The organism is Neisseria wadsworthii 9715 (assembly GCF_000227765.1).
GTDB lineage: Bacteria > Pseudomonadota > Gammaproteobacteria > Burkholderiales > Neisseriaceae > Neisseria > Neisseria wadsworthii.
Genome location: NZ_JH165159.1, coordinates 514,094 through 524,872 on the forward strand (window position 1 = coordinate 514,094; position 10,779 = coordinate 524,872).

Annotated in this window: 16 protein-coding genes; 6 read left to right on the top strand and 10 right to left on the bottom strand. The window is 41.7% G+C overall.

Going from position 1 to position 10,779, the window contains the following annotated elements:
* Positions 1 to 141: 141 nt before the first annotated feature.
* Positions 142 to 2,322: a right-handed parallel beta-helix repeat-containing protein gene (locus HMPREF9370_RS02125; protein ID WP_169311359.1), complete on the bottom strand. Its 2,181-nt coding sequence runs from the start codon at positions 2,320 to 2,322 to the stop codon at positions 142 to 144.
* 521 nt (positions 2,323 to 2,843) lie between these two features.
* Between HMPREF9370_RS02125 and HMPREF9370_RS02130 the strand changes: the two genes are divergently transcribed.
* The 4 genes from HMPREF9370_RS02130 to HMPREF9370_RS02145 all read left to right on the top strand — a co-directional run bounded on the left by HMPREF9370_RS02130 (position 2,844) and on the right by HMPREF9370_RS02145 (position 4,937).
* On the top strand, positions 2,844 to 3,140 hold the full coding sequence (locus HMPREF9370_RS02130) for a type II toxin-antitoxin system PrlF family antitoxin (RefSeq protein ID WP_040666796.1): 297 nt from the start codon (positions 2,844 to 2,846) through the stop codon (positions 3,138 to 3,140).
* Between the two features lie 19 nt (positions 3,141 to 3,159).
* A complete protein-coding gene (locus HMPREF9370_RS02135; protein WP_009115636.1) occupies positions 3,160 to 3,618 on the top strand; it encodes a type II toxin-antitoxin system YhaV family toxin in 459 nt (152 codons plus the stop codon).
* A gap of 192 nt (positions 3,619 to 3,810) precedes the next feature.
* Positions 3,811 to 4,044, top strand: a complete 234-nt coding sequence (locus tag HMPREF9370_RS02140) for a hypothetical protein (RefSeq protein ID WP_040667352.1) — start codon at positions 3,811 to 3,813, stop codon at positions 4,042 to 4,044.
* Positions 4,045 to 4,046: 2 nt separating this feature from the next.
* Positions 4,047 to 4,937, top strand: a complete 891-nt coding sequence (locus HMPREF9370_RS02145) for a zeta toxin family protein (RefSeq protein WP_009115638.1) — start codon at positions 4,047 to 4,049, stop codon at positions 4,935 to 4,937.
* Between the two features lie 31 nt (positions 4,938 to 4,968).
* Here HMPREF9370_RS02145 and HMPREF9370_RS11955 read toward each other — a convergent pair whose 3' ends face one another.
* The 5 genes from HMPREF9370_RS11955 to HMPREF9370_RS02165 all read right to left on the bottom strand — a co-directional run bounded on the left by HMPREF9370_RS11955 (position 4,969) and on the right by HMPREF9370_RS02165 (position 7,528).
* Positions 4,969 to 5,196, bottom strand: coding sequence for a hypothetical protein (locus HMPREF9370_RS11955; RefSeq protein ID WP_156792960.1), 228 nt, complete (start codon positions 5,194 to 5,196; stop codon positions 4,969 to 4,971).
* Between the two features lie 43 nt (positions 5,197 to 5,239).
* Complete coding sequence (locus tag HMPREF9370_RS02150) at positions 5,240 to 5,779, bottom strand: hypothetical protein (RefSeq protein WP_009115639.1); 540 nt, start codon at positions 5,777 to 5,779, stop codon at positions 5,240 to 5,242.
* A gap of 17 nt (positions 5,780 to 5,796) precedes the next feature.
* A complete protein-coding gene (locus HMPREF9370_RS02155) occupies positions 5,797 to 6,240 on the bottom strand; it encodes a hypothetical protein (protein ID WP_050795371.1) in 444 nt (147 codons plus the stop codon).
* Between the two features lie 22 nt (positions 6,241 to 6,262).
* Positions 6,263 to 7,045, bottom strand: coding sequence for an N-6 DNA methylase (locus HMPREF9370_RS02160; protein WP_009115641.1), 783 nt, complete (start codon positions 7,043 to 7,045; stop codon positions 6,263 to 6,265).
* A gap of 81 nt (positions 7,046 to 7,126) precedes the next feature.
* The gene (locus HMPREF9370_RS02165; RefSeq protein WP_009115642.1) at positions 7,127 to 7,528 is read right to left on the bottom strand and encodes a hypothetical protein; all 402 of its coding nucleotides are present in this window, start codon (positions 7,526 to 7,528) and stop codon (positions 7,127 to 7,129) included.
* Between the two features lie 651 nt (positions 7,529 to 8,179).
* On the opposite strand from HMPREF9370_RS02165, the gene HMPREF9370_RS02170 reads away from it, so the two are divergent.
* Positions 8,180 to 8,641, top strand: a complete 462-nt coding sequence (locus HMPREF9370_RS02170) for a hypothetical protein (RefSeq protein WP_009115643.1) — start codon at positions 8,180 to 8,182, stop codon at positions 8,639 to 8,641.
* A 44-nt stretch (positions 8,642 to 8,685) separates the two neighbouring features.
* Here HMPREF9370_RS02170 and HMPREF9370_RS02175 read toward each other — a convergent pair whose 3' ends face one another.
* Together HMPREF9370_RS02175 and HMPREF9370_RS02180 are read right to left on the bottom strand one after the other, a co-directional pair.
* Positions 8,686 to 8,970 carry a type II toxin-antitoxin system RelE/ParE family toxin gene (locus HMPREF9370_RS02175; RefSeq protein ID WP_009115644.1) on the bottom strand — a complete coding sequence of 95 codons (285 nt, stop codon included), beginning with the start codon at positions 8,968 to 8,970 and terminating at the stop codon, positions 8,686 to 8,688.
* A complete protein-coding gene (locus HMPREF9370_RS02180) occupies positions 8,958 to 9,245 on the bottom strand; it encodes a CopG family ribbon-helix-helix protein (protein WP_009115645.1) in 288 nt (95 codons plus the stop codon). The genes HMPREF9370_RS02175 and HMPREF9370_RS02180 overlap by 13 nt, the downstream gene beginning before the upstream one ends.
* Positions 9,246 to 9,464: 219 nt before the next feature.
* Here HMPREF9370_RS02180 and HMPREF9370_RS11570 point away from each other — a divergent pair, with 219 nt between their 5' ends.
* Positions 9,465 to 9,938 carry a hypothetical protein gene (locus HMPREF9370_RS11570; RefSeq protein WP_009115646.1) on the top strand — a complete coding sequence of 158 codons (474 nt, stop codon included), beginning with the start codon at positions 9,465 to 9,467 and terminating at the stop codon, positions 9,936 to 9,938.
* A gap of 49 nt (positions 9,939 to 9,987) precedes the next feature.
* Here HMPREF9370_RS11570 and HMPREF9370_RS02190 read toward each other — a convergent pair whose 3' ends face one another.
* Both HMPREF9370_RS02190 and HMPREF9370_RS02195 read right to left on the bottom strand, forming a co-directional pair.
* Positions 9,988 to 10,332, bottom strand: coding sequence for a type II toxin-antitoxin system PemK/MazF family toxin (locus tag HMPREF9370_RS02190; protein WP_009115647.1), 345 nt, complete (start codon positions 10,330 to 10,332; stop codon positions 9,988 to 9,990).
* Positions 10,332 to 10,574 carry an AbrB/MazE/SpoVT family DNA-binding domain-containing protein gene (locus HMPREF9370_RS02195; protein ID WP_009115648.1) on the bottom strand — a complete coding sequence of 81 codons (243 nt, stop codon included), beginning with the start codon at positions 10,572 to 10,574 and terminating at the stop codon, positions 10,332 to 10,334. The genes HMPREF9370_RS02190 and HMPREF9370_RS02195 overlap by 1 nt, the downstream gene beginning before the upstream one ends.
* Positions 10,575 to 10,779 lie beyond the last annotated feature (205 nt).

Genomic DNA, 10,779 nt, shown 5'->3' on the forward strand with positions numbered 1-10,779 from the left:
AACACACCTGGCAGTCAAACGAAAGATTCTATTGCTGTTTTGGCATGTAGTCTGCACATTTTTACATTAAGAGGATAAAACAGGCAATATTTTTAATATTGCCTGTTTGCTATGTAGAAAAAATTAATGAGTTAATTTATGTTAAATTATGTTGGATGATTCATCTTTTATTAAGCTATCTTCTCTCAATTTTGTTATTCCCGTAACACTATATTCAAAGGCCAATTTATTTAAATTTGATAATTCTTTAATTCCGATATTACTGTCCTCTATATTCAAAATTTTTGGAGATGACAAAAGATTTTTTAAAGTTAACAAATGACTTTCTTTTGTTTGATCGTCTAAACTTTTTATAGAGAAAGATTTCAATGATTTGTTATTATCAAGAGCAATAAGAGCAGGGCGGTACAAAGTTACTGCTTCAGATTGGCCGGAACGTATAACAGTTTGTCCAATGTCATTGACCTCATTTTTTTCCGAAATATTGTTTTGTTCAATCGTATCATCACTTTCTTTAATAGGCATTGAAAATTTGAATTTATTGCGTCCTGCTTTTTGAGCGGTTGGTTCAGCGATGGATAGATGCAAGTCTTCATCTTGGCTTAAAACAAATTTTTTCGCTGTGGGTGAAATTTTATTGGTAATATTTGTTCCATTATGAGTATTTCCTACAATTTTATCTATAACATTTTGAGTTTTTATCCAATAACCGCTTTTAAACGAAGATGATGCCATATCTGTAATAAACTTATTGGATAAAAGATTAAATACTCCTTTTTGTCCGGAGCTTAAGCCATTAATATTAATAACAGGCTTATCAACAGTTCCGTGTAATTCGAAAGTATTGTTGCGAACAAGAATGTTTTCCGCATTTGATGTGATGGATGCACCTTCGGGTGAACCGTTCGATTGTTGTATAACTATTTTATTTTGTTCTATACCGATTGTTCCATGCAGGCGTCCATTCGTGTTCTCTTCTTTGATAGAAATGGGCGTATCGGAAATTTTTCCCATCTCCATAGTGTTTCCGCGTATTTGGATAACACCTGACCCTGCCCCTGTTTCTTTTATATTCGTTTTAGGGTTGTCTGAATTTCCAAATATGCTGATAAGATTATCAGCAGAATGGCCTTTAATATTGTTATTTAAAATTTTTAAGTTGTAGCTGACTTCTTTTTCGTTGTTGCGAACTTCAATAGCCCGGGTAAGACCGGTTCCATCTTGAATACCGTTTATGGTATTGTTGCTAATAGTAAAATCTCCTTTTAAAGGATTGTGAAAGTCTTGCCATGGTTGGGCTTTATTTTCCAATTTAATTCCCCTATAGTCTGCATAATCAGTCCGAATCTTCGGATTAATATCATCATCGATGCCCAACCGGAAAGAAGGATCTTGATTGATTTTATTTCCGGTAATAACAACCCTGTCTGTACTGAATTGGCGGTTTTCTACAGCTATGCCATATAGCCTATCACCATTTAATGTATTGTCTTTGATTACAATATTGTTTCCATCGTGTGAGTCTATGCCTTTTCGATAGTTATGATCAGTTGTATTTTTACTGAAAGTAATCCGGTTGTTGTAACTGCCCGCTTGAGTGGCAATGCCGTAACCGGTTCCACCATCATTTTTATGGCCATTCCAAGCAAGCTTGTTACCTTCTGCTGTAAAGTTTTTTTGGTAAGCGACTAAAGCACCCGCTACTCTGTTGTGGTGAAGGTAGCTATCGACAATCTTGTTATTGTCTCCCGTAGGTAACTTATCTTCAGTAATTTTACCTGTAATCAGATTATTTTTGGCTCCGCTAGCAACTGCACTGGTTGATGTAAATAATACCCCTGCACGATTTGCGCCATACACTTCTACTTTACTAATCAATGTATTATCTGCATCATTAACTAAGATTCCATTTACTTTGCCAAAGTAACTTTGGCCTGTCCTGTAAAATTCCCCAGTATATTGAACGGATAGATCAGCAATGGTTTTGCCATTTTGCCCATCAATTAAAATACCTGCTTCGCTGCGTAAGTCATCGTCATTGGTATTTGGGTTCATTATTCCTTTTTGGGGTTTGTCAAAAACGATTTTAGTTTTACCCATGCCGTCACCAAACAAACCGGTAACATTTTTTTTGCTTGCATCAATGACAATCTGTTTATCTATTTTGAGCGTACCTTTTAGATAGACAGCAGCGTTCTCCTTATGAGCAGCTTTTAACGCTTCTTCAATAGCTTGGCTATTTGTATTTGTTTTTGTTTTAAAGTCCAGGAAATTAACATATTTGCCATACTTTGCATGTTTATGTATTGTGTATGTTGCCATAATAATCTCCAATATAGTTTTGTTTGGTATGTTTTTGAATGTTATCATCATATGACAGATATATCAATAGGAATTGTTCTTAAAAACTAAAGGGCAATTCAATAAAGATTTTTATTACAATACAATAATTTATAGGTATTGCGTATGTCACTTGATACATGGTTTATTTGATACATTTATAGTGAATAAAAGGCAGTTAAATCGTTTCCTGTAGTGGAAGCCCGTCATCAGAATGGTCAGATTTACTCAGATACACTATCGATGGTGAATAATTAAAGAGGGGCTTAGGAAGCAAACGTTATAAAATATCCCTTCTTAATTAGACGATAAAAATATATTGACAAGGTAAGGAGAATTCCTTACCATTGGTGGCGGCTAAATTTGAATATGAATTTAAAAGCTGCTTTTCAAATTACGGAGACGACCCACGCCACACAATTGAAAGCGCATACAGCAGGACGAGAATGTCGCAGTTATGCAGAAGTGATTAAATCAAAAGGCCAGGGGCACCACGAATGAACATGAAACCAATTTATAACGCTGTGTCAACTTTGACCAGTAAAAACCAAACAACCATCCCTGAACCGGTGCGAAAAACATTGGGTTTGGGTAAGCAGGATAAAATCCGGTTTTTGGTATTGGAAGGCGGAAAAGTGTTACTTGAAAAGGACACCCCCGATCAGGATGAGTTTGATCGTGACCCAGTAGTTGGGCACTTCTTACATTTCTTGGAAACTTCAATGCTGAACAATCCTAGCTCTATTAGTCCTGCTTCCAAATCCCGTTATGACCGTTATCGCAAATTGGCTGGAGGATAAATAATAGCAAAGGATTATCATGCCCAATGATGATGACAATTTACAGTTAAGTGGTTATACCATTTATGAACATGAATGTTTCAAATCCCAATTAGAACATTTGGCCGAAAAGATAGAGACTTGGAATAAAGCCGGTAAAACCGGTTTATGCCCGGAAGCTAAATTGTTAAATCGGATCTTGGAAGAAATCGAAAATATTGCCCGTAACCCGGACAGCCCGGAATACAGACTTGGGAATACGCTTGGCCAAGAATACAAACATTGGCGGCGGGCAAAATTTATGGGCAGATACAGGCTATTTTTCCGATATGATTCAAGTAGCAAGATCATTATCTTGACTTGGGTAAATGATTCAGAAACAAAGCGAACATACGGCGGTAAAAAAGATGCCTACGCTATTTTCAAAAAAATGTTGGAAAGAGGAAACCCACCATTAGAATGGTCAGATTTACTTAGAGCCACTATTGGTGATGAATGATTAAAGATTATATAGTTCAGGCCATCTGATAATCAGATGGCCTGAAAGTTTAAAGTATAGATATCTGATTGGAGTTTGAAAACTAAATTTTGAAATGAAACAGAATTTAAGGAGTTAATTACTTCAGTCCCTATTTTATTGTAGAATGTAAGTATGTATCGACTAATGAAAGGGCGGACTATGTGTACCTTGATGCAAAAAGACGCACTGATCGAACGAGTGGCGTCGGTTCAGGCTTTGATTGCCCGCAAAACGCCGCGTACAGAAAAGCGGACGGCAGATCAGCAAAGGATCGTAGAGATACGCAGTTTTCTTTACGATTCGGTTCCCGAAAATATTGATTTTCAGGCGATAGCGGATGAATGCAATGCCCTGTATCAGAAATATTCGGCATTGCCGAAGCCACGGCTGGAGGCTGCTGCATAGAGATGACGAAGCAAGAAGATGCTGCGTTTGAAATGATTTGGGACGGCTTGGTGTCTGAAACACAAGTCCGTCCTTCTTCTTTGCCCAAAGGTTTTGTATTGGGCGGACAACCCGGGGCGGGTAAATCGAACTTGGTTCAGACAATCAGGGCGGAGCTTAACCGCAATCTATTGGTTATCAATGGCGACGAATTCCGCCGCTACCATCCCGATTTTGAAGAAATACAGGCTCGATATGGCAAGGATGCCCCCAAATATACGGCCGTTTTTTCAGGGATGATGACGGAACGGGTTATAGCTAAAGCATTGGCAGAGCGCTACAACATTAGCGTTGAGGGTACTTTCCGAACAACCGAAGTGCCGCTGGGAACCTTAGACCAAATGCGCACCCACGGATACGAAACGTCCGTCTATATTCAAACCACCCCTGCCGAAGTGAGCTGGCAAAGCACCATCGAACGTTACAGGCAGATGGAGGCTTTGGGGGAAATGCCCCGATATACCGATAAAGCGCATCATGATTTGGTGGTGGAATTGCTGCCAAGTAATGCCGATTCCGTGTTTGTATCCGGCAAAGCCGATCATTTCAGGGTATATAACAGGGATGGTTTGGTGTTTGACGACCGTATCCATGTCGGGCAGATGCCCGGCGCAGCTATCGATTATGAATTACACTGCAATGAGCGGGAACTCGGGAATATTCGGGCGGACTTCCAAAAGAACGCCCATCTATTATCCCCTTCCAAAAAGCAAGTAATACGGGCGGGCGAAGCCGTAATAAACGGGCTTTCTCCTGCCGAACAGATGCAGGCACGGATTAATCTGTATGGGCGTTTGTTAGCCCAAATTAAAGAGCGGCATCCGCCATTGGACGCCGCCGAACCCGAACGTTGAAAGCTGTCGGAACTTTTTGAGACAGCTTTCTTCACTGCATATGTTTCAACAAAGAAGTAATAGTAATAACAATAATTCTCCCGCAGGAGGGGGCAAGTCGGGCTTGGACTTGCCGGTTGCGTAGGTTGCCGCAGGTGCCGGAGCGGTCGGCATGGTCAAGTCCGGCTTGGGGGCGTGGGGACGTTTCGGGCGGAGGTACGGAGCCGGGAACGGGGCTGCTGTGGGATGGATTTTGACAAACCGGCTTTCCCTTTGCCATATTCAGGCCGTCTGAAACCGTCTTTTTCAGACGGCCTGTTAAATCAATAATTAAATATTATTTGCTCGATTGTCCACCAAGTCTTAGGGTAGGCTTCCCTAAATTCATCAATTTCCCATTGATTTTCTTCATCATCAACCCCTGAATCATAAATAAATTTTCCATCAGAGTCTATGAAATGTGTTGCTCTTATACAACTATTTCTAATGCTGGCTTCCACATTGGCGACATTTTCCAGCATCAGCAGATTAGTTAAGGCTACGGTATCCAGCCTTGTATTGAGAGGAATATCCCCTTTCAGGCAGTCTGAAAACAGCTTGTCATACGTTGGTCGGGGCAATAATGCAAATGTTTCTGTCATTGTGCCGACCTCGTAATCCGCACATGTTTGCGCCAGTAAGTCGTAAGTAAAATCCGAACTGCCTTTTAAGGCCGAAGCAAAAATTTCTATGCAGTCGTCCGCCGTTAAACCATCATTCAAACCGTCCATATCACGCCACATCGTCATAAATACTGCCCGCATTTGCTTCGGGTGAAGTTCTGATATTTGAGTGAGAATGTGGTCAACATTGTTTACTTGCATTGTTCCGCCTCCATAACCTATTCAACGTTTTGAATCCCTTTCGCTGCAATCTCTTTTTCAAACCATGCTGCGGGGTTTACATAAAAATCAGGCGGAAAATCCAACTCAACATTAAAATCAATATTGGTATTCCGCCAAAACCAATGGGCGGCAATATCGAGTGCACCGTAAAAACAGATTTCCAAACAGCATCCCATCAGCGCATATTCAAATGAACCGCTAATATTCCGTATCGAAGCTTCCATATAGACTTTGACCATTTTTCGGCTTTCGCCCGCCGCTAATAGCATTCGGTGCAGACGGCAATAAAGGTCTATATCAAAAGTTACGGTTAAGTCCCGATAATATTCGCTCAAGCAGTTCAACTCTTCATCCGTGCAGCCGATATAATCAAGCTCGCTATCCAATTCGGCCACCATCAGGCGGCTGCCGTCATTTCTGTATTCAAACCGATATTTCATTTCTATTTCCTTTTTTAAACGGTCAAAATAAAACAAGCTGTTCTTCAAGCGTTAATGCCTGTTGTGGAATAAACGTAATCGGGCTTTCTTCACTGTCTGAGGCTTCTTTCTTGTCGGTGGATATTCTGTCCGCCATTGCCTGACCGAATCCGCCAAGTAGCCAATCGGCAGTACGCCAAGCCGCCCAAAATTCGTTAGTCAAACTGTCACTGTGCACGATTTTTGCGGGAATACGGTAAAGCTGGCATTGGATGAAACACATCCAAACGCACAAGGCATCAATATCTATCCCGACTGCCGCCATATGTTGAGCGGGTGTGTAGCCAAGTGAACGTACGTTTTCGGCAAAAGCAATCACATTCGCCCCGCTGCCGCAGGTAGGCTCTAAAACGCTTACAAATGGCTCGGTTTTCAGCTTTTTGGCCACATCCTGATTAACAATGGCCGCCATCAGTTTGCTGATGTTGTAAGGGGTAAAATATTGCCCGCTGTTTGGGTTGCCTAAGCCCAAGTCCATGTATAAGCAGCCTAAAATATCGGCAAATAAGCCTTGTTCTCTGTGGCTATGGGTTTCAACAATCAATAAGCCCAATATTTCAGCAAACCGCTTAAAATCACTTTCTGCATACTGTGTGCGGATTTCGTGATAACGGTTTTCCCGTTGCTCCCACTTATCGTCAAATGCATATTGGTTCATCAATACAATGGCGGTTACTTCAATAAAATCCCTGAATAAATCCGCAACCCGATAGGCTGTACCAAACGACTGAAACAGTCTGACAATCTCTTTATTGATGTCGGCCATATCGCTTAATCTCCGTATCGCTTAATCTCCGTTGTGTTGTTCAGACAGCCTAAACAGGCTGTCTGAAACATGGTTTAACGATTACCACCAACTGTCATAAAAGACTGCCAAGCCGTTCGCTATGGCTTCGCGGGCGGCTGCAATAAATTTCTTGGTATCCTCTATATCTTCGGGGTATACCTCCTCGCCGCCGAAGAAAAAGCCCGGTGTATATTCCAATTCGTCGTTTTCTAACGCCTGTTCCAACCGTTCAAAGTCCTCTAGCTCCAGCCTTACCGTTCGGCAGTTAAATATTTCTTCTTGCCCGCCTTTTTCTCTGTAAAGCTCTTCCATCCAACCATGCAGATGATTGAATTTGCGCCAGTAGGCTATGTCAGTTAATTGGGCTTGCTTGCGCTCTTCATCGGTTTTTGGCATCACATCGGTTTGTCGGTCGCCCGCAAACTCGGCACACATGGTGTAGCCGTACATGTCCAGTCCCATAGGTCATTCCTTTCATGCGAAATAATTAACAACGATTACAACCATCGGGGGCGGTAGCCGCCGTGTTGTGATGTCGTTAAAAATTTCAAAGCGCCAAAAGTCCAGACTGGCTTTGTGCGGCTTTCATCTTTGTCCGGTGCGTCCTCTGTGACGTGGTGGAAAAGGTGGAAGACGTGCAAAGACACTCGTCTTGGTCTGGACTTTTGGCGCTTTGAAATTTAGACATCAGGAGACAACACGGCAGCTACCGCCCCCGATGGTTGTTTATGGGACAGCCGCTTGCGGCGTTTCCGCCTGAAGGCGGAATTTTTGGGCGGGGTCGTTTTGTCGGCTCCGTCCTATCCTGCGTTCTAGTTTGAAATGCGTTTATTTAGGAAATTTTGCGTTTTTAGCAGGGGTGAGGTACGCGGGAATGTATGGATATTGCGTTAGATTAGGATAGATAGCATTGGTCTGTCATCGACAAATTTAGATATATTTAGAAAAATATAGATAATATATAGATTTAAATTAGTTTAATTTTTGATTTCTTTTTGGATATTATTTCGATAATAATTAGATTGCATATTGACAAAAATAGATTAAATTGGTATTTTTTAAACTAAATTAGATTTTTTATGGATAATTTTAGATAAGAACCGGATAAGCAACATGACTAAAATTTCAGCAGCTGAATTTATCAAAATGCATCAAAAAGCAGGCAAGGTTTCAAAACTTGAACCTTTCCGTGAAGACATTTTACTACTGAAATCCAAAGGCTATACCCAGCAGCAGATTTTGGATTTTTTAAAAATGAACGGCGTAACCGCCGGAATGACAACCTTAAACTGGTTCATCCGCAGTCGGAAAGACAACATGGAATTTGCCCACGCCGCTCAACGGACATCTGCTGAGACTGCTCCGGCAGTAATTGAGAAACCGGCCAAGCATACGCCTTCTACGAAACCGAATGAAATTGGCGAACCTAGAAAATTCAATTGGGGTGCAGTGCCGTCGGATGAAGAATTGTTCGGCTCTTCAGAAAAAAAGCGGCCTGAAGATAGCCCGGAACCGGGGCAGCCCCGTAAATTCGAGTGGAACCCTGCTGCTATCGACACTGAAAAACTGTTGTAAAAAAGCCGTCTGAATCCTTTCAGACGGCCGGTTTGTTTGCCTAATCAAGAGTACCTTTCTTCCAATTGATGCCTCACAGACACAATCACAACCATATCATGTTCAAACCGGTAAAGCACCAAATACCCCCGACTTCCAAACGGAACGGGCCACTCCCGGTACACATCATCAAAATACCTTCCCTGAGCTGGGAAAACAGCCAGTTCATTTAAAGCAGCCTTTATTGCGCGGATGGCATTGATCGCCGCCGTAGGATTTTTATCAGCCAAAAATTCATAAAGCCTATTCAAATCACCGGTTGCTTTTTCTGTCAACACTACTTGCGGCATTTGAGCGGCTCCACAGGTTTACCGTCAGTAATGTCGTCCATCCACTTATTGACTTCCTCAAGAGTCAGATGCGAACCTGTTTCCTGATAATGCCGCCATGATTCATCTGCTGCCGTTCTCAATGCCGCTTTGCGCTCCTCTCTGTCAAGGAACTGATTAACCGCCTCTTTCATCAGCCAATGAATCGAACGGTCCTGCTGTTCGGCCACGGACTTCAACCGTTCTTTTGTTTCCGGTGTCAGTTTTACTGCTACCGGTACGGATTGGGTTTTCATGACCAAACCTCCTTTGGGTTATAAAAAGTAATACCATTATATACCCATATCCCTCGACAAACCAATTTATCCACAACAAACGTGCATATCCCTCTTGCTTTAAAGCCTAAACGGCTATTTCCAAAACAAAAAAAGAATTGCACAAAAAATCATCAGGCCGGATGGCCTATTGATATCTGCAAGTGATCTCTGCGTCTAGTTTAAAAAGGGGGGGCTTAGATGGAAGTTTTTCGTTTGGAAAGCAAGATAGAGGTACGCGTGGAGAGGATATTTTGTTTTGTAGGATTTTGTATTGTGAGTGACTTGGAAGATTTCATCAGAGAACATAATCTGCGCCCGGGGAAAAGCAAGAAATCCGTGCTCCAGCCCTATGCTGATGAAATTTTTAAAATGAAAGAAATGGGATTTACGGAAAAGATCATCCTGCAATTCTTGAAAGAGAAAAAAGGTATTTCAGTTAGTCAGCAAACTTTAAACTGGTTTATTCGCAGTAAAGCTTCGGAGCGTTTGGGAAAATCCATACCTGAAAACAAAAAGCGACCTGCAATATCTGAAATGGGTAATTTGACCCCAAAAGAATCCTATGTACGATCTGAAACTGAATCCAGTTCAGAGCCGACTAATCCTATAAAACAGCGTGGAAAAATACGATTTGGAAATAACCAAGATATTGATCCAAAAGCATTAAAATAATGCCGTCTGTGACATTTTCAGACGGCATAAATAGTTGCTAGAGCGGTTTCTAATCGAGTTCTAAAATAGCCGCAATGCGGGATAAAACATCTTGCACCACGTAATCAGGGACTTTTTCTTTCAACGCCGCTTTTCGTGCCTTCCAGTCAAGAGATTTGAGCTGGTGGCAGTGAATATTTCCTTGAGTATGAGTTCCAGATCCAAGCAGTGTAGAAAGCATTCCTCTTGCGGCTTCTGCCTTCCCTTGCGAAACGGGGCAGGCAAAAGCCAGCCCTGTCGCCTTATTAAATGCTTTAGGAGATAATATCAAAGCAAAATGATCTCCCTGCATTTCTTTTCCTGATGCAGGGTCGAATCGTAGATGGATAATATCGCCTTTTTCCGGGATATACATTATTCAGCGATCTCCTTGCCGACATCAGGCATTTCTTCCCATCCTTTAACGCGCGGGACACCGTCTTGCATTTCTGCTAACAATTCAGACAGCTTATACCGTGGGCGTTTAACCGCCTTGATTACAATTGTTTGTCCTTTTACTTCGGTTTGCAGTTCATCACCAATCTGTAAACCGAGCTGGCTGATAATTTCTTTGGGAAAGCGCACCGCTGCGCTGTTTCCCCATTTCTGCAATTTCATCGAATACTCCTTATTGTAGTGTATCTACATTGTAGATACTTTATGCAGCTGTGTCAAAAACATAACTCCCTAAACCAAATTATCCACAACAAACGTGCATATCCCTCTTTCTTTAAAGCCTAAACGGCTATTTCTTCTATAAAAAATTAAATTGCTCAAAAAAACATCACGCCTTGGGCGGATTAAGTTTTATGTAGGGGTTGTT

Bases quoted from the DNA above. Each gene is read 5' to 3' on its own strand.
- HMPREF9370_RS02125 (WP_169311359.1), bottom strand. From the start codon at position 2,322: ATGGCAACATACACAATACATAAACATGCAAAGTATGGCAAATATGTT.
- HMPREF9370_RS02130 (WP_040666796.1), top strand. From the start codon at position 2,844: ATGAAACCAATTTATAACGCTGTGTCAACTTTGACCAGTAAAAACCAA.
- HMPREF9370_RS02135 (WP_009115636.1), top strand. From the start codon at position 3,160: ATGCCCAATGATGATGACAATTTACAGTTAAGTGGTTATACCATTTAT.
- HMPREF9370_RS02140 (WP_040667352.1), top strand. From the start codon at position 3,811: ATGCAAAAAGACGCACTGATCGAACGAGTGGCGTCGGTTCAGGCTTTG.
- HMPREF9370_RS02145 (WP_009115638.1), top strand. From the start codon at position 4,047: ATGACGAAGCAAGAAGATGCTGCGTTTGAAATGATTTGGGACGGCTTG.
- HMPREF9370_RS11955 (WP_156792960.1), bottom strand. From the start codon at position 5,196: ATGGCAAAGGGAAAGCCGGTTTGTCAAAATCCATCCCACAGCAGCCCC.
- HMPREF9370_RS02150 (WP_009115639.1), bottom strand. From the start codon at position 5,779: ATGCAAGTAAACAATGTTGACCACATTCTCACTCAAATATCAGAACTT.
- HMPREF9370_RS02155 (WP_050795371.1), bottom strand. From the start codon at position 6,240: ATGAAATATCGGTTTGAATACAGAAATGACGGCAGCCGCCTGATGGTG.
- HMPREF9370_RS02160 (WP_009115641.1), bottom strand. From the start codon at position 7,045: ATGGCCGACATCAATAAAGAGATTGTCAGACTGTTTCAGTCGTTTGGT.
- HMPREF9370_RS02165 (WP_009115642.1), bottom strand. From the start codon at position 7,528: ATGGGACTGGACATGTACGGCTACACCATGTGTGCCGAGTTTGCGGGC.
- HMPREF9370_RS02170 (WP_009115643.1), top strand. From the start codon at position 8,180: ATGACTAAAATTTCAGCAGCTGAATTTATCAAAATGCATCAAAAAGCA.
- HMPREF9370_RS02175 (WP_009115644.1), bottom strand. From the start codon at position 8,970: ATGCCGCAAGTAGTGTTGACAGAAAAAGCAACCGGTGATTTGAATAGG.
- HMPREF9370_RS02180 (WP_009115645.1), bottom strand. From the start codon at position 9,245: ATGAAAACCCAATCCGTACCGGTAGCAGTAAAACTGACACCGGAAACA.
- HMPREF9370_RS11570 (WP_009115646.1), top strand. From the start codon at position 9,465: ATGGAAGTTTTTCGTTTGGAAAGCAAGATAGAGGTACGCGTGGAGAGG.
- HMPREF9370_RS02190 (WP_009115647.1), bottom strand. From the start codon at position 10,332: ATGTATATCCCGGAAAAAGGCGATATTATCCATCTACGATTCGACCCT.
- HMPREF9370_RS02195 (WP_009115648.1), bottom strand. From the start codon at position 10,574: ATGAAATTGCAGAAATGGGGAAACAGCGCAGCGGTGCGCTTTCCCAAA.